Below are 16,458 nucleotides of genomic sequence, written 5' to 3' on the forward strand. Positions count from 1 at the left end.
CCAGAATGCGACCGGTACGCGAAACTTTGATCCGGGGCAAAAGGCTGAGTGGGTTCTGCACGATTAGCACTCTCGGCAAATAGGCGAGGGAACCAGAGCCGAGCGTATTTCCACAAATGGGACGCTCGGCGCCAGGTCCGGATTGCCGGAGTCTTGCCGAGATTGGTTAAAGCACCGTTGATGCACCGTTCGACCCCTAATATCTAGCCGTTGAAACCGGCCTTGGGAGTGGCCTTTTGCTTGGGAAACGTGGCAAAAAGACGAACGCGGGTTGGCGAACGCCAACCCTTACCAAACATGGTAAATCGTTGCATAACAGATTTCAGCCGGGAAGGCCAAGCGCCGAAATCACCTTCCGGTCATATCCGTAGATGTCGTTGAGGCGCTGCAATTCGCCGTCACCGTCCACATAGGCGGTGAAATAAGCGATGTGGACCGGAATTTTCCTCTCCAAATCAATGCGCTGCTCTTCCCCGCCCTGCAGGCCGCGGACGCTGTCCTCAGTCCAGCCATTGCCCATCACGAGCTCGGCAAATTTATAGGGGTTATCCACACGCACGCAGCCATGGCTGAAGGCCCGTTCGTCACGCGAGAACAGGTTGCGCTGCGGCGTGTCGTGCAGATAGACCGAGAAATTGTTCGGGAACATGAACTTGATGAAGCCGAGCGCATTGCGCTCACCCGGCGGCTGGCGCACCTGCATCTGGCCGCCGACATAGCTCACTTCATAGCCCCGGCGCTCGAGATAGCCGGGATCCTGGGCGAGCTTGGGCATATATTCCTTCTTGATGATCGACTGCGGTACGTTCCAGGACGGATTGACCACCACGAAGCTCATCTGATCGGAGAAGATCGGCGTCGGCGTATTGGCCTTGCCGACCACCACCCGCGCCTCATAGCTCAGCACGCCGTCCTTGGTGAACCAGACCTTGTACTCGGGCACGTTCACGAAGACATTGGTCAGGCCCATGTCATGGGGCAACCAACGCCAGCGCTCCATATTGGCGATGATCTCGCTCTCGGTATTGACGCGCGGCTGGCGCAGGGCCGCATTGAGGGCGACCACCGTGGCTGGACCAAGCGTGCCGCTGGCCTTGAGATTGCGGGTGGCCTGGAAGTCGCGCACCGCCGCCTGCAATGCCTCGTCATAGACATCGCTGTCGGCATCGCTGGCCGTCAGGCCGAGGCGCGTGCGCAGCACCGCAACCCGGGTGTCCGTCATGCCCACCTTCAGCGTGGGACCGGCAGGAACTTCCGGCAGAGTGGCTTCGGCGGCGGCGGCATTGGCGGCCCTGACGTCGGCCAGCTTCTGCTTCAGCGCCAGGTATTGCGGCGAGGCCGGATTGTAGCCGTCAAGCACCGTGACAGGATCGGAGGCGATCGCCACCGAAGCGAGCGCCGCCACCGGGTCGGGCATGTTGGGAGCCTTGGCGATGTCGCGGCTGATCTGCCGGGTGTCGACCCGGCCCGAGGAAGCCTGGCGGACATAGGTAAGGACAGCCGCGCTCAGCGCGATCTCGGCATCCGCCTGGGCATCGGCGCTCGCGCCGCTCAGGGCGTTGAGCCCGGCAACGCGGAAAGCCGAGGCGTCAAGGCCATCCTCGCCTGCGCGGTTCATGCGATCGACCAAGGCCTTGGCCGCGGGCGTGAGCGCACCATTGTCGATCCAGAGCGGCGTCGCGCCGCGCAGCGCGTAGAAATCGCTGATGGCCTGCGCGTCGGCGCCACGCTTGGCGACGTAATCGGCAAGCCTGGCGGCGAGATTCATGGTGACGGCGGCAGGAGCAACCGATGGCGCGGGAGCAGGCGTGCTGGCCTCAGCGGGCGGCACGGGCTCAGCCTTGGGCTCGACCTTGGGTGCCTGCGTCTCGGCCGGAACGGCAGCGGGGATTTCCGGGGTCGGTGCCATGCTGGGGGCGGGCTGCCCGGCCGGCGAAGCGGTAGCCACGGACTGGGAACCCGTCGGCGTGGCCCCGTCCTTGGGGGCCGTTGCGGAGATCGAGGACGGCGTGTCCGGGGCAACGGCCGTCTCGGCCGGCTTCGGTGCCATTTCGACGGGAGCCGGCACCGGAACGGGGCCGACCGGCGCGGGCGCAAGGGTCGCGGTCGAAGCCGGTGCGGCGTCCGGCTTGACATGCTGCACGCTCACCCGCTCCTGCGGCGAAGCGGCGGCCGGCGCGGTCTGCGGCACGGCCGGGGCGAAGGCGCTCTGCTTTTCGCCGGCACTCAGGCCGGGAACCGACGGCGCGGCAGCATCGGGCTTATGGCTGGTGGGCGTACCGCTGTCTTGGGCATAGGCCGGGAGCAATATGGCGCTCAAGCTCAAAGCCAGAGCGACCGAACTCAACAAATTAGCGCGGTAACTCATAAGATTCCTCAATCTCCGGCGCCCAATGTCCCAACGCCGCCTGCAATTGTGTCGATAGTGACAAGTACCATGCCAGATTCAAGACAAATTCTGGTGTGCAAACGATCACATAACCGTTCACGCCGCCTGGTGAGACTCGCCCGTTTCTCCGGCTCTCACGCCGATCGACGCTTCGTCAAGCCCAAGTTCCTTGAGCTTGCGATAAAGCGTGGATCGTCCGATGCCGAGCTTGCGCGCGACTTCGGTCATCTGCCCGCGATGATGGCGGATGGCAAATTTCAGCATGTCCGTTTCCAGCGATTCCAGCGTGCGGACGTCCCCTCGCGCATCGAGCATGGTCATGGTGTGGGGTTCGCGCACCGTGATGATCTCGCGCAGCGGTGTCCCGGTGATCATGGCCGGACCGATGTGCACCGGCTTGGGCGGCAGCAGCGGCGCAGAAGGGATGCGCACGTCGAACCCATCCACGCGGGCGGCGATCTGCGGCAGGTCCGGCACGCCGATCTCGTCGCCTTCAGCGAGAATCACCGCGCGATACATCGCATTTTCGAGTTGGCGCACATTGCCGGGCCAGTCATAGGCCGTGAGCAGCGCCTGGGCCTCGGCGCTGATGCTGCGTACGGCCTTGCCTTCCTCGGCCCCGAAGCGTGCGAGAAAATGCCAGGCAAGGTCGGCGATATCCTCACGCCGCACCCGCAGCGCCGGCAGCATGATCGGGAAGACATGGAGGCGATAATAGAGGTCTTCGCGGAACAGCCCCGCCTTGACCAGATCGATCAGGTTGCGGCTGGTCGAGGAGATCAGGCGGAAATCCGTACGCACAGCCCGCCGGGCGCCGAGCGGTTCGATCTCGCCGCTGCGCAGCGCGTCGAGCAGCTTGACCTGCAGGACGGGCGACAATTCGCCGACATTGTCGAGAAAGAGCGTGCCGCCATGGGCCTCCGCCAGCTTGCCGGCCTGCTTGTCGACGGCACCGGCCGCGTTCTTGTCCTGGCCGAACAGGATGCGTTCGGCCTCGGCCTCCGGCAGGGTGCCGCAATTGACGGCCACGAACGGCCGGCCGCGGCGTTCGCCGCCGCCATGGATCGCCTGCGCCACCATCTGCTTGCCGGTGCCCGCTTCGCCCTCGATCAGCACGGGAATGGTCGACCCCGCCGCTTTCTCGGCCAGGCGCACCACCCGCTCCATCTCCGGACCGCGGGCAACCAGATCCTTGAGGCCGAGCTGACCCGTGACGCGCTTGGCGAGCACGGCCACTTCGCGTTCCAGCGCGCGGTGCTTGAGAGCATTGCGGATCGAGGCCTGCAGACGCTCCGCCCCCACGGGCTTGACCACGAAATCGGCCGCACCCGCCTTCATCGCCGAGATTACGGCATCGATCGAGCCGTGGGCCGTCTGCACGATCACCGGAACCTGCAGGCCGCGGGCCCGCATGCGGCCGAGCACGCCCATGCCGTCGAGATCAGGCATCACCAGGTCCAGGACGAGAAGATCGATCTTGCCGCCTTCGAGTTCACGCAGCGCCGCTTCGCCACTGTCGACAAGGCAGGCATGATAGCCAAAACGCCTCACCATGGCCTCGAGAAGCCGGCATTGCACCGGATCGTCGTCGGCGATCAGAACAGTCGAGCCCATCAATCCCCCGTCCCATTTCATCCGGCGCAGCGATCGGATGCCGATCCCTGCGGAAACCCGGCATCGCCGCGCGCCAGCACGAGGCCACCCTCCGGAGAGGCGCCACGATTTCACCCGGGCGAAGCGCCCCGTGTGCCGTTTCGGATCATCTAGGAGGAGAAGCGTGAAGGACTGCTTAACGACGTTTCATCAAAGTCACATTCCGCTGAGATGGTTGAAACCGCGGCCGCGAACGGCGATATGTGGGATCATCACGGGGCCGTATCGCCGGCCCGGCTTTGTTGCAAACACGGAGTGTCAGCCTCCGGCTGGCATTCAGGAATGCCGTTCGAACGATAACCGCAATCGTAGTGCCAAGCGGTCTCAAGGAGTTTTCATGGCCGGCCAATCTTTTTCCGCATCCTCCGGTTCCTCTTCATCCGAGGCATCCAAGGCTGATTCGCCGGAGACCAGGGCCGACCGGAAGGGCAGCGAACTCGGCCGATTGCCTGAATGGAATCTCGCCGATCTCTACCCGGGCATCGATTCGCCCGAGATTGCCGCCGATCTCGACAGGGGCCTGGCCGACTGTCTTGCCTTCGAGGAGGCCCATAAGGGCAAGCTCGCCGAGATTCTGGCCGGCAAGGAGGGCGCCCGCCGTCTCGCCACCATCATCAAGACCTATGAGGGCCTCGAGGACAGGCTCGGGCGCATCGCCTCCTTCGCTGGCCTCGTCTATGCCGGCGACACCACCGATCCCGTCCGCGCCAAATTCTATGGCGACGTGCAGGACAAGCTGACCACCGCCTCCTCCCACCTCCTGTTCTTCACGCTGGAGCTCAACCGCATCGACGATGCGGCCTTGGCCGAGGCGGTCGAGCAGCAGACCGAAGAAGACTTGGCGCTCGCCCATTGGAAGCCCTGGCTCGACGACATCCGCATCGAGAAGCCCTATCAGCTCGAGGATCGCGTCGAGCAACTGTTCCACGACAAGTCGGTCACCGGTCGCGGAGCCTGGAACCGCCTGTTCGACGAAACGATCTCGGGCCTGCGTTTCCGGGTGGAGGACAGTCAGGAACTGACGCTGGAGCCGACCCTGAACCTGCTGCAGGATCCCTCCCCGGCCAAGCGCGAGAAGGCGGCCCATGCCCTCGCCCGCACCTTCAAGGATAATCTCAGGCTGTTCACCCTGATCACCAACACGCTGGCCAAGGACAAGGAGATCTCCGACCGCTGGCGCGGCTTCGAGGATGTCGCCGATTCGCGCCATCTGTCGAACCGGGTCGAGCGCGAGGTGGTCGATGCGCTGGTCTCGGCGGTGCAGGAAGCCTATCCGCGCCTGTCGCATCGCTACTATCGCCTCAAGGCCAAGTGGTTCGGGCTCGACCAGCTCAACCACTGGGACCGCAATGCGCCGCTGCCCAAGGTCGAGAGCACGCCGATTAAGTGGGAAGATGCGCGCGGCACCGTGCTGGAGGCCTATGCCGGTTTCTCGCCGCGCATGGCCGGCATCGCCCAGCGCTTCTTCGACGAGAACTGGATCGATGCGCCCGTCCGCCCCGGCAAGGCGCCCGGCGCCTTCGCCCACCCGACCGTGCCTTCGGCCCATCCCTATGTGCTGCTCAACTACCAGGGCAAGACGCGCGACGTGATGACGCTGGCCCATGAGCTCGGCCACGGCGTCCACCAGGTACTGGCAGGCCACAACGGCGCGCTGATGGCGCCGACGCCGCTGACCCTGGCCGAGACCGCCTCGGTGTTCGGCGAGATGCTGACCTTCCGCGCCTTGCTGGCAGGGGCGGCCAGCCCGGCGCAGAAGAAGGCCATGCTCGCCGCCAAGGTGGAGGACATGATCAACACGGTGGTGCGCCAGATCGCCTTCTATTCCTTCGAGCGCAAGGTACATGTCGAGCGCCGCCAGGGCGAGTTGACCGCCGACCGCCTCGGCGAGATCTGGCTGTCCGTTCAAGAGGAAAGCCTCGGGCCGGCCATCAAGATCGGGCCGGGCTACGAGACCTTCTGGACTTACATCCCGCACTTCATCCACTCGCCCTTCTACGTCTATGCCTACGCCTTCGGCGACTGCCTGGTGAATTCGCTCTATGCCGTCTACGAAAAGGCGCATGACGGCTTTGCCGAACGCTATCTCGCCATGCTGGCGGCCGGCGGCACCAAGCATCATTCCGAACTGCTCGCCCCCTTCGGCCTCGACGCGCGCGATCCTGCCTTCTGGCAGATCGGCCTCAACCTGATCGAGAGCATGATCATAGAGCTCGAAGGAATGGAGTGAGGCTGACAGCGCTGCAGGCAGCGGCTTTACTGCCTCACCCTTCTCCTCTCCCCGCCGGGGGGAGGCAATGACTGGTGCCGAGCGAGACGATGCCAGCCCCGACTTGATCGCAACACCGAAGTCTCCCTCTCCCGGGCCGGGAGAGGGTGTTGCGGACTGCGGCCATCCTCATCCCGCGGCAATCGCCTCCAGCTCCACCAGCCAGCCCGGTTCGAGCGTTTCAACCACGATGGCCGTGGTCGGGATGCGGCGGCTGCCAAGAGCCTCGAGCCGCGCCGCCTGATTGGCTTCGACATAGGCGGCATCGCGCAAATAGCTGGTGACGCGCACCAGATTGTCCACGCCCATGCCGGCCTCGGCAAGGATGCGCCGGATATTGGACCATACGCAGTCGAGTTGCTCCGCCAGACCGGCGGGCGCCCTCCCCGCCAGATCGAGGCCCATGGTACCGCTGAAGAAAAGCAGGCGCTGCGGCCTCACCACTTCCATGGCGTGGACGTAGTCCGGTGTCGCTTCATAGATGCCTTCAGCAGGATTTCGCACTATCATCTGCATGATCAGAGCTCCTTGGTTGGGCTATTCTGAGCAGAAAAATCTTCGATAAAAAGTGATTTTTGCCGAATGAAATCAAAAACGAAGGATCTTCAGCCGAATGAAAGGCCAGACCGTATCCTCGACGATTTCGACCGAAAGATCTTAAGTGCGCTGAGCGCGGATGCGCGCCAGACCTATGCCGAGATCGGCCAGAATGTGGGACTTTCCGCTCCGGCCGTGCATGAACGCGTCAAGCGGCTGCGCGAATCCGGCGTGCTCAAGGGTACGACGGCCGTTCTCGACGCCCAGGCCATCGGCAAGCCCTTCCTCGCCTTCGTGCATGTCGACACCGAGGGCTGGGGCAAGAGCGAACGCATGATGACACTGCGCCGCTTTCCCGAGGTGGAAGAGATGCATTCGGTAGCCGGCGATACCGGCGTGGTCATGAAGGTCCGCACCCGACACGCGCGGGCCATGGAGCATTTCCTCTCCCAGCTCTATGTCCTGCCGGGCGTCAGGGGCACCAAGAGCTATGTGGTGCTCTCCACCTATCTGGAACGGGCAATCCAGCCCCTGGCCACCGAGGATTGGCCGGAAATCCCGCTGCCGCGGGATTAAGTTCAATATCCGGCTCTCCTGGGCGGCGTCCGCCTGCCCGCAATGCCCGTGCAATCCGCTCACCCTAGGTTGCGCCCGCATTCGGGAGCTGGACGATGATCCGCAGGAAGCAATGGGCTGCCAGGGCAGCCGGCTATGGGCTGCATGCCTATATCAGTGGCGTGATGCGCACCACGCGCTTCGCCCCTCTGCCGGGCGAGCAGCGGCCCTGGGAGAGGACGGACGGTTCCTTCATCGCACTGACCTGGCATGGCCAGCAAATGCTGAGCGTCGCAGCCCTGCGCGGGGCACCGCGCACCAGCGTGCTGGTCTCGCTGCATTTCGACGGCTCGGTGATCGCCACGGCACTGGCGCGGGCCGGCTACGGCACCATCCGCGGCTCGGGCACCCAGACCCGGGCCAAGATCCGGGGCAAATGCGGCATCCCCGCCTTCCTGGCGATGCGCCAGGCGCTGGAAACCGGCACCAATGTGCTGATGACGGCCGACGTGCCCAAGGTCGCGCGTGTCGCCGGCAAGGGCGCGGTGCAGCTGGCGCGGGCGACCGGACGGCCGATCTTCCTGTTCGCGGCGGTGACCAGCGCCCGCATAGACCTCGACAACTGGGACAAGGCCAGCCTGGTCCTGCCCTTCGGGCGCGGCTGTGTATTGTGGTCGGAGGCCCTCACCGTAGCCAGCGATGCCGACGCAGCAGAGATCGACGCGGTCAGCCATCGCATCACCATGGGGCTCGACGACCTGCACGCCGAAGCCCATCGGCGGCTGCGTTCCGGGAGCTGACGGCGCCCTTGCGCGTTTTGGCTGGATATTGCCGCGCTTTGGCATGGCTCTGCGTTCCGAGGAGGCAAGGGCTGCAGCTAAGAGGGACGAAGCCTCAAAGAAGTACGTTCCTTCCACGGCCGAACAGCGGACGCAAACATGGCAATTCTTCTCGGCCTGGCGGCAGCCCTGTGCTGGGGCGGCACGGATTTCCTCGGCGGCGCGGCGGCGCGGGCGCTCGGGGTGCGCCAGTCCCTGTTCTTCAGCCAGGCCATCGGCTTTGCCGGCCTGTCGCTGCTGGTCCTGGTCCTGCCTGGCATCCGCGGCCAGACGGCGTCGGCCCCGTCGGAGGCCTGGCTGTGGGGCCTTGCCGCCGCCCTCTGCAATTTCCTGGGCATGCTGGCCCTGCTGTCCGCCCTGGCTCGCGGCAAGGCCGCCCTGGTCGCCCCCCTCACCGCTACCTATGGTGTGATCACCACCTTGCTGTCACTGGCAACCGGCGAGATACTGGGCTGGTGGGCCCTGGCGGGCCTGGCGCTCTGTTTCATCGGGGTACCCTGCACGGTCTACGCGCCGGATGACGACAGCGCCTCGGCGGGTTCGAGGACTTCTCTGCGCCTAGCACTGGCGGCGGCTCTGTTCTTCGGTATCGGCTTCTGGCTGCAGGGACACCTGGCGCTGCCCGGGCTCGGCACCACGGCGACGCTGTGGCTGCTCTATGCCACCAATCTGATCTGTCTTGCCGGCATGCTCGCGGTGCGGCCGGCAGAGTTCCAGCCACCGCCTTCATCGCTCTGGCTCCTCATCACCGCGATCGGCCTGCTCAGCCTGTGCGGCTTCGGCACGCTGGCCCTGGGCGCGCTCACCGGGGCCGTCGCGGTGGTCACCGTGCTGAGCACGCTGTCCGGCGCTGTCACCGCCGCCCTCGGCGTGGTGCTGCGCGGCGAAAGGCTGTCGGCGCTGCAATGGTTCGGCATCGCCACCGCCCTTCTCGGCGTCCTCCTGCTCAGGATCGGGGGCTAGCCGGCGTCCCCGGCACCGCTGCCTCGTTCCGGCGCAAGGGCGACCAGCCGAGCGTCATGCCGGCCGCCGCGACCAGGATGGCGCCGGCACCAACCATCTGCAGCCAGTCCAGGCGGTGGCCGAAGGCGACGAGGTCGACCAGGATCGCCACCACCGGATAGATGAAGGAGAGCGCGCCGGTGAGGCTGGTCGGCAGCTTCTGGATGGCGCCGTAGAGCAGGATATACATCAGTCCGGTATGGACGATGCCGAGCGTGCCCAGGATGGCCCAGGTCTGTTCGCCGACGGGTGGATGGGATAGGCTGGCGAGCGGGGCCAGCATCAGGGTGCCCACGATCACCTGGATCAACGCGATCAGGTGCGGCGGCACGCCCTTGAGCTTCTTGGCGACCAGAGCGGCGATGGCATAGAAGAAGGCGGCGCCGAGCGCCAGGCCGATGCCGACCAGATAATCGGTCCCCGCAGCCCCGCTTTTGGCCTGCACGATGCCGAGCATGCCGGCAAAGGCGAGGCCGAGCCAGAACAGCTTTGACGCCGTCAACTTCTCCGAAAAGAACAGCACGCCGAAACCCACCAGCATGAAGGGCTGGGTGTTGTAGACGGCGGTGGCGATCGAGATCGAGGCGCGCGGATAGGCGGCAAACAGCATGAGCCAGTTCGCCACGATGGCGACGCCGCCGACCACGGCGAGGCCGATCTGCCGCACCGTGATGACGTCGCGCCTGAAAAGGCCGAGCCCCAGGCAGATCAAGGCGAGCGTGCCCGCCCCGAACAGGCAGCGCCAGAACACCACGTCGATGACCGGCTGGCCGGACAGGATGACGAACCAGCCGATCGTGCCGGATATGATCATGGCCGCCGTCATCTCGGCCGTTCCGCGGAGCTTGTCCATGGCATGCACCTCACAAAGGAGGCTGAATTCTATTCGGGCACCGTGCAGTTTTATATGGATAGGATTAGGCAAGATATGACATCCTCCTAAATCACGAAGGAAAAATCGTGGATTGGCATCATGCTTGATGAAGTGGACAAACGCATCGTCGACATTCTGGTCGAGAATGCCCGCATCTCGCTGAAGGAACTGGCGGGCCGGGTGAACCTGTCCTCCCCCTCGACCTCGGAACGTCTCAGACGCTTGGAGGAGCGCGGCGTGATCCGCGCCTTCACCGTGGACGTCGATCCGCAGGCCCTCGGCTATACGCTGCAGGCGATCGTGCGCATCCGCCCCCTGCCCGGCCAATTGCCCCGGGTGCAGAGGCTGATCGAGGAAATCCCGGAATTCTCCGAATGCGACAAGGTCACCGGCGACGACTGCTTCGTCGCCCGGCTGCACCTGCGCTCGATCGAACAGCTCGACGAGATCCTCGACCGCCTCATCGACAAGGCCGAGACCAACACCGCCATCGTCAAGTCGCAGCCGGTAAAGCGCCGCCTGCCGCCGCTGTGAGGGCGCGCTTCGCCGAGACGAGATCAGCGCAGGAACAGCAGGGCCCCCGTCGCCACCAGCAGCAGCCAGGCGATGCCGTCCCATTCCGTCAGCGAGGAGGATGGCGCCCGGCGACGAGCCCCGAACGCCGCCATCGCCTGCAGCACGGCAAACAGGGCGAGCAGCGCGGCGAAGGTCGCCGCAAAAGCCTTCGATCCACAGGCCGCCAGCAAGGCGGCGAAGAGGACTTCGGCAGCAAAGACGTGAATGGTTACCCTGGACACGATGTCCAGTTTTTTCGGGACTGAATGCGACATGGCGGAAGCGGTTCTGAAAATGCCTTGTTCTTACGCCGGCCCGCGAAAGCATTCGGTCGGACGAGGGAAAGATAAGGACGTTATCCTGCCCTGCCGCAATTGTTCGGCGGGCTGACATCGAAGGCATTTTATGAAATGGCATGCCCATTACACAAATAAATATTGTGTATTATTTGGAGCATAACGCGTAAGCAGGATATAAGGACACCGGCCCTGCTTTAGACAGGCGGTGCAATATCCCGGGGTCGCAGGCGTCGCGCCTGCAACGTCCTCACCTCAGTCGCAGCGCAGCAGGGAGGGCGGCGTACCGATGTCGGCGACCACTGCCTCGAAGCGGCGGGTTTCGGGATCGCGGACCAGGAGATGGCCGGAAGCGATGCCGAAATAGGCGCCGTGGAGCTGCAATTCGCCGGCATCGACGCGGCGGCGCACGCTGCCGAAGGTCATCAGATTGGCAAGGCTCTGTTCCACGGCGGCCAGAGCGAGGCGGGTGATGTAGTCTTCGGACGGCGTCTCGCCGGGATCCTCGAGCGTATCCACCGCCGGGGCGATGATCGACATCCATTTGCCGATGAAATCCCCGGAGGACAGCGGCGCCCGCTTCTCGGCGAAGGAGCGGATGCCGCCGCAGCTGGCATGGCCCATGATCACGATATGCTTGACCTTGAGCGCCTCGACCGCAAATTCCAGCGCGGCGCTGGTGCCGTGGAACTGGCCGCCCGCTTCATAGGGCGGCACGATATTGGCGACGTTGCGCACCACGAACAGCTCGCCGGGCCCGGCGTCGAAAATCACTTCGGGCGAGACCCGCGAATCACAACAGCCGATCACGAGCACTTCAGGGCTCTGCCCCGTGGTTCCCAAGGTCTCGTAGCGCTGGCTTTCCCGGGAGAAGCGATCACCAAGGAAAGACTTGTAGCCGGCGATGAGACTGTCGGGGAACATGGGATCTCCTCGGAGCGCGGACATCCTGTCCGCTCTTGAAACGACAACGGTCGAGAAGAGAGCGAGGCGGTGATCTCAGGAGACACCGCCATGCATGGATACCGGAAGAGGGCGGATACCGCGACATGCAAACATGCCGTCGAGAGGCCCGCCCTCCCGGGATTATGCCGCCAGGTTGCGCAGCACGAACTGCAGGATGCCGCCGTTCTTGAAGTAGTCGAGCTCATCCAGTGTGTCGATGCGGCAGAGCAGCGGCACCTTGACGACCTTGCCGTCGGCGAAGGTGATCTCGGCCTCGATGGTGGCGCGCGGCTTGATCGTCTCGATACCCTCGATCGTCACCGTCTCGTCGCCCTTCAGGCCCAGCGTCTGCCAGGAGGTGCCTTCGGCGAAGGTGAAGGGCACCACGCCCATGCCGACCAGGTTGGAGCGGTGGATACGCTCGAAGCTCTGGGCGATCACGGCGCGCACGCCGAGCAGCTTGGTGCCCTTGGCCGCCCAGTCACGCGAGGAACCGGTGCCGTATTCCTTGCCGGCGAACACGACCAGGGGCACGCCCTCGGCCTTGTAACGCATGGCCACGTCATAGATCGGGGCTTCCACGCCATCGGGATAATGGATGGACAGGCCGCCTTCGATGCCCGGCAGCATCTGGTTCTTGATGCGGATATTGGCGAAGGTACCGCGCATCATCACCTGATGGTTGCCGCGGCGGGTGCCGTACTGGTTGAAGTCCACCGGGCGGACCTGATGGTCGCGCAGATATTCGCCCGCCGGGCTCGCCGCCTTGATCGAACCGGCCGGGGAGATGTGGTCGGTGGTGATCGAGTCGAGGAAGAGGCCAAGGACGCGGGCCTTGTGCACGTCGGTGGGCGGCACCGGCGTCTTGGTCATACCGTCGAAATAGGGTGGGTTCTGCACATAGGTCGAACGCTCGTCCCAGGCATAGGTCTGCCCGGCCGGGGCCGAGATCTTCTGCCAGTTCTCGTCGCCCTTGAAGACGTCCGCATATTTGGACTTGAACATCGCCTGGGTGACGAATTCGTCGATCACCGCCTGAATCTCGGCACCATCGGGCCAGATGTCGGCGAGGAAGACGGGCTTGCCGTCGCTGCCGGTGCCGAGCGGCTCCAGCGTGAGATCGACCTGCAGGGAGCCGGCCAGCGCATAGGCGACCACCAGCGGGGGCGAGGCCAAATAGTTGGCCTTGACGTCCGGATTGACGCGGCCCTCGAAGTTGCGGTTGCCCGAGAGCACCGCGGCGGCGACGATGTCACCCTTGTTGACGGCCTCCGAGATCGGCTCGGGCAGCGGGCCCGAATTGCCGATGCAGGTGGTGCAGCCGAAGCCCACCAGGTTGAAGCCGAGGGCATCGAGGTCCTTCTGCAGGCCGGACTGGCTGAGATAGGCTTCCACCACCTGCGATCCCGGGGCGAGCGAGGTCTTGACCCAGGGCTTGGACTTCAGGCCCTTGGCCGCCGCCTTGCGGGCGAGCAGGCCGGCCGCGACCAGCACGGAGGGATTGGAGGTGTTGGTGCAGGAGGTGATGGCAGCGATCGTCACCGCGCCGTGGCCGATGCCATAGTCGGTGCCGGCGACGGCCTGGGTCTTGCCGGCCTCGTCTGGCTTCTTGAACTCGCCTTCCAGCGCGGCGAGGAAGCCGGCCTTGGCATCGGAGAGCAGGACGCGGTCCTGCGGGCGCTTGGGACCGGCCAGCGAAGGCAGCACGGTGGCGAGATCGAGCTCGAGGATGTCGGTGAACACCGGATCGAAGCTCGCCGCGGTGCGGAACATGCCCTGTTCCTTGGAATAGGCCTCGACCAGCGCGATGCGGTCGGCATCACGGCCGGACTTGTCGAGATAGCGCAGCGTCTCGGCATCGACTGGGAAGAAGCCGCAGGTCGCGCCATATTCCGGCGCCATGTTGGCGATGGTGGCCTTGTCCTCCAGCGTCATGGCGTCGAGGCCCTGGCCGAAGAACTCCACGAACTTGCCGACCACGCCCTTCTTGCGCAGCATCTGGGTGACGGTGAGCACGAGGTCGGTGGCGGTGACGCCGGCCGGCAGCTTGCCGGTGAGGCGGAAGCCGATGACTTCGGGGATCAGCATCGAATTGGGCTGGCCGAGCATGGAGGCCTCTGCCTCGATGCCGCCGACGCCCCAGCCGAGCACGCCCAGGCCGTTGACCATGGTGGTGTGGCTGTCGGTGCCCACCAGCGTGTCGGGATAGGCGACGGTGACACCGTCCTCTTCCTTGGTCCACACCGTCTGAGCCAGATATTCCAGGTTGACCTGGTGGCAGATGCCGGTGCCCGGCGGCACCACGCGGAAATTGTCGAAGGCCGACTGGCCCCATTTCAGGAAGCGGTAGCGCTCCTGGTTCTGTTCATATTCGCGGGCGACATTGTTCTTGAAGGCGTCGTTGTTGCCGAAATAGTCGACGACGACGGAGTGGTCGATGACCAGGTCCACCGGCACCAGCGGGTTGATGCGGGTGGGATCGCCGCCCAGCGCCTTCATGGCGTCACGCATGGCGGCAAGGTCCACCACGGCCGGCACGCCGGTGAAGTCCTGCATCAGCACGCGGGCGGGGCGGAAGGCGATCTCGCGCTCGGCCTTGCCGCGATTGGTGAGGAAGGCGGCGATGGCTTCGATGTCGCCCTTGGAAACGCTGCGGCCATCCTCGAAGCGCAGGAGGTTCTCGAGCAGGACCTTCATGGAGACCGGCAAGGCGGAAATGCCGGGAAGACCGTTCGCTTCCGCTGCCTTCAAGGAATAATAGGTATAGGTCTTCGAGCCCACCTGAAGTGTCTTGCGGGCTTTGAAGCTGTCGAGAGAGGCCATGGCAGGTTCCCTGAAAAAGGCCGGGGAGCGTCCCCAAGCCTATGATAGGTCAGCGGAATTCGCGCTCGCGAGGCGATTTGTGCGGCGCGGGATGGTGCGTTTATAGAAGGATTCCAGTCAGGCCGCTACTGCCTATTTGGCGACGTCTGCCATGCCCGGATCGCGGGGTCTGCCACCGGACGGGTAGGAGGCGGGAGCGGCAGAAAAATCGATCGGATTTTTACGCTTTGTTAAGGCTGCCGGCCGATTCCGGGGCAGAACACCGCGTTTCCTCTCTATTTCCGCGGTGTGACCATCGACACGGCACGCTCGCGCCGCAATCGGCATCTACTCCGCCAGCTTCAGCTTTCAGAACGCGGCCGAACGTTTGCTCTTGAGGATATCATGCAGCCCTTTGCCCCCTTGCTCGCCAAGCTTCGCACCGAGTTCCGGCATGCCTGGTTCCCGACCCTGCTGATCTGCTCGATGGTGATCCTGCATGACCTGGCCACCGGCATCCAGCATGGCGGCCTGGTGGTGGCGTTGCTGATCGCCGCCTTCATTCTCGCGCGCCCCGCCTTGCTGCGCCAGCGCTCGCCGCTGCAGAGCTGGCGCCACAGCCTGATCTATGCCGGCACCATCCTGGTTGCGACCCTGGTCTCCCTGGGCACGCTCGACTGGCTGAAGCTCTAGGAACGGAGGACGACGGTCGAAGCGTTGCCGTATTCACGGTCGTTACGACATTGTCCATGGCTCGGCGCCTTCAGGTGCCGCTCGCGCCAAAGCTCGCTTGCGCCATGTCGAGAAAGGCCGACAGGGCGCTCGAAACATAGCCATCCGCCCGGCGCACGAACAGCGTATCGACCTCGGATCGCCCGGGCGGGAGGTCATGGATGGCGATCCTGCCCTCCTGCCAGGTGCCAGCCACGACGCTTCTCGGCAACAAGGTGACGCCGACGCCGGCCGAGACACAGCTGATGATCGCTTCCAGCGAACCGAATTCCAGCGGCCTTGCGGTCACGATTCCTCTCTCGGCCAGCAAGGCTTCGAGCCGCTGGCGATAGGAGCAACCGATCTGGAACACGATCGTCTTCAGATCCGCGACCGCAGCCAGTTCGTCGATGCTGCGATGGTTGCGCGCGGTGACGAGGACGAGTTCTTCCCGGAAGACCACCTGCCAGCTCAGTTCCGGATGGCTGACAGGGCCGGCAACGAAGGCGCCTTCGAGGCGGCATGCCAGCACCTCGTCCACGAGCTTGCGCGTGGTGCCGGTGGCGAGGACGAGCCGGACGGCGGGGTAGGCCTTGGCAAACCGGCTGAGCAGGCCGGACAGCCGCAGGGCCGCCGTCGTTTCCAGGCTGCCGAGCGACAGGGCGCCACTCGGCACGCCCTCGTCCTGCGCGGCCATTCGCGCATCCGCGAGCAGCCTGGCGATGCGGCTGACAAAGGGCAGCACCCGCTGCCCCGCCGGCGTGGTGGAGACACCGCGCGCATGGCGCTGGAACAGGCTGACGCCAAGGTCCTGTTCGAGTGTACGGATGCGAGCCGTCACATTGGATTGGACGGTGTTCAGCTCCTGGGCGGCCCGGTTCATGCTGCCGAGCCGGGATACGGCCTCGAAAACCTTCAGATCGGATATGTCCATGCCGGTCGCATCCGCCACCAATTGGCTAATCTTAAAAAGAGATAACTCATATCTTTTATATTCGTTTTTATAGATTGATACAGGCTCGTATGGTCGT

Annotated in this window: 14 protein-coding genes; 6 read left to right on the top strand and 8 right to left on the bottom strand. The window is 64.6% G+C overall.

Annotated features, from left to right (window positions below; all coding sequences use genetic code 11):
* Positions 1–322 precede the first annotated feature (322 nt).
* The gene (locus ACIGJE_RS00535) at positions 323–2,320 is read right to left on the bottom strand and encodes a L,D-transpeptidase scaffold domain-containing protein (protein ID WP_415086085.1); all 1,998 of its coding nucleotides are present in this window, start codon (positions 2,318–2,320) and stop codon (positions 323–325) included.
* Between the two features lie 165 nt (positions 2,321–2,485).
* Positions 2,486–4,003 carry a sigma-54-dependent transcriptional regulator gene (locus ACIGJE_RS00540; protein WP_415086087.1) on the bottom strand — a complete coding sequence of 506 codons (1,518 nt, stop codon included), beginning with the start codon at positions 4,001–4,003 and terminating at the stop codon, positions 2,486–2,488.
* A 376-nt stretch (positions 4,004–4,379) separates the two neighbouring features.
* Here ACIGJE_RS00540 and ACIGJE_RS00545 point away from each other — a divergent pair, with 376 nt between their 5' ends.
* Positions 4,380–6,272 carry a M3 family oligoendopeptidase gene (locus ACIGJE_RS00545; RefSeq protein ID WP_415086089.1) on the top strand — a complete coding sequence of 631 codons (1,893 nt, stop codon included), beginning with the start codon at positions 4,380–4,382 and terminating at the stop codon, positions 6,270–6,272.
* 168 nt (positions 6,273–6,440) lie between these two features.
* Here ACIGJE_RS00545 and ACIGJE_RS00550 read toward each other — a convergent pair whose 3' ends face one another.
* On the bottom strand, positions 6,441–6,827 hold the full coding sequence (locus tag ACIGJE_RS00550; RefSeq protein WP_367625953.1) for a RidA family protein: 387 nt from the start codon (positions 6,825–6,827) through the stop codon (positions 6,441–6,443).
* A 66-nt stretch (positions 6,828–6,893) separates the two neighbouring features.
* On the opposite strand from ACIGJE_RS00550, the gene ACIGJE_RS00555 reads away from it, so the two are divergent.
* The 3 genes from ACIGJE_RS00555 to ACIGJE_RS00565 all read left to right on the top strand — a co-directional run bounded on the left by ACIGJE_RS00555 (position 6,894) and on the right by ACIGJE_RS00565 (position 9,205).
* Entirely contained in the window at positions 6,894–7,424 is a 531-nt protein-coding gene (locus ACIGJE_RS00555; protein WP_311935801.1) for an Lrp/AsnC family transcriptional regulator, read from the top strand.
* A gap of 95 nt (positions 7,425–7,519) precedes the next feature.
* A complete protein-coding gene (locus ACIGJE_RS00560; protein ID WP_311935795.1) occupies positions 7,520–8,203 on the top strand; it encodes a lysophospholipid acyltransferase family protein in 684 nt (227 codons plus the stop codon).
* A 138-nt stretch (positions 8,204–8,341) separates the two neighbouring features.
* Complete coding sequence (locus ACIGJE_RS00565; RefSeq protein ID WP_415086092.1) at positions 8,342–9,205, top strand: EamA family transporter; 864 nt, start codon at positions 8,342–8,344, stop codon at positions 9,203–9,205.
* On the opposite strand, the gene ACIGJE_RS00570 is transcribed toward ACIGJE_RS00565, so the two are convergent.
* Complete coding sequence (locus tag ACIGJE_RS00570; protein ID WP_367625955.1) at positions 9,189–10,097, bottom strand: DMT family transporter; 909 nt, start codon at positions 10,095–10,097, stop codon at positions 9,189–9,191. The genes ACIGJE_RS00565 and ACIGJE_RS00570 overlap by 17 nt on opposite strands.
* Before the next feature lie 120 nt (positions 10,098–10,217).
* On the opposite strand from ACIGJE_RS00570, the gene ACIGJE_RS00575 reads away from it, so the two are divergent.
* On the top strand, positions 10,218–10,652 hold the full coding sequence (locus ACIGJE_RS00575; RefSeq protein ID WP_068298273.1) for an Lrp/AsnC family transcriptional regulator: 435 nt from the start codon (positions 10,218–10,220) through the stop codon (positions 10,650–10,652).
* A 23-nt stretch (positions 10,653–10,675) separates the two neighbouring features.
* Here the strand turns inward: ACIGJE_RS00575 and ACIGJE_RS00580 are convergent, their stop codons facing one another.
* The 3 genes from ACIGJE_RS00580 to acnA all read right to left on the bottom strand — a co-directional run bounded on the left by ACIGJE_RS00580 (position 10,676) and on the right by acnA (position 14,737).
* Entirely contained in the window at positions 10,676–10,948 is a 273-nt protein-coding gene (locus ACIGJE_RS00580; protein ID WP_311935782.1) for a hypothetical protein, read from the bottom strand.
* Positions 10,949–11,224: 276 nt separating this feature from the next.
* Positions 11,225–11,893, bottom strand: coding sequence for a carbonic anhydrase (locus tag ACIGJE_RS00585; protein ID WP_311935778.1), 669 nt, complete (start codon positions 11,891–11,893; stop codon positions 11,225–11,227).
* Between the two features lie 162 nt (positions 11,894–12,055).
* A complete protein-coding gene (gene acnA / locus ACIGJE_RS00590) occupies positions 12,056–14,737 on the bottom strand; it encodes an aconitate hydratase AcnA (RefSeq protein ID WP_311935775.1) in 2,682 nt (893 codons plus the stop codon).
* Positions 14,738–15,121: 384 nt separating this feature from the next.
* Here acnA and ACIGJE_RS00595 point away from each other — a divergent pair, with 384 nt between their 5' ends.
* Complete coding sequence (locus ACIGJE_RS00595) at positions 15,122–15,409, top strand: hypothetical protein (protein WP_311935771.1); 288 nt, start codon at positions 15,122–15,124, stop codon at positions 15,407–15,409.
* 70 nt (positions 15,410–15,479) lie between these two features.
* Here ACIGJE_RS00595 and ACIGJE_RS00600 read toward each other — a convergent pair whose 3' ends face one another.
* Positions 15,480–16,361 carry a LysR family transcriptional regulator gene (locus tag ACIGJE_RS00600; protein ID WP_415086096.1) on the bottom strand — a complete coding sequence of 294 codons (882 nt, stop codon included), beginning with the start codon at positions 16,359–16,361 and terminating at the stop codon, positions 15,480–15,482.
* Positions 16,362–16,458 lie beyond the last annotated feature (97 nt).

The organism is Labrys sp. E2SS-1L (genome assembly GCF_057073705.1).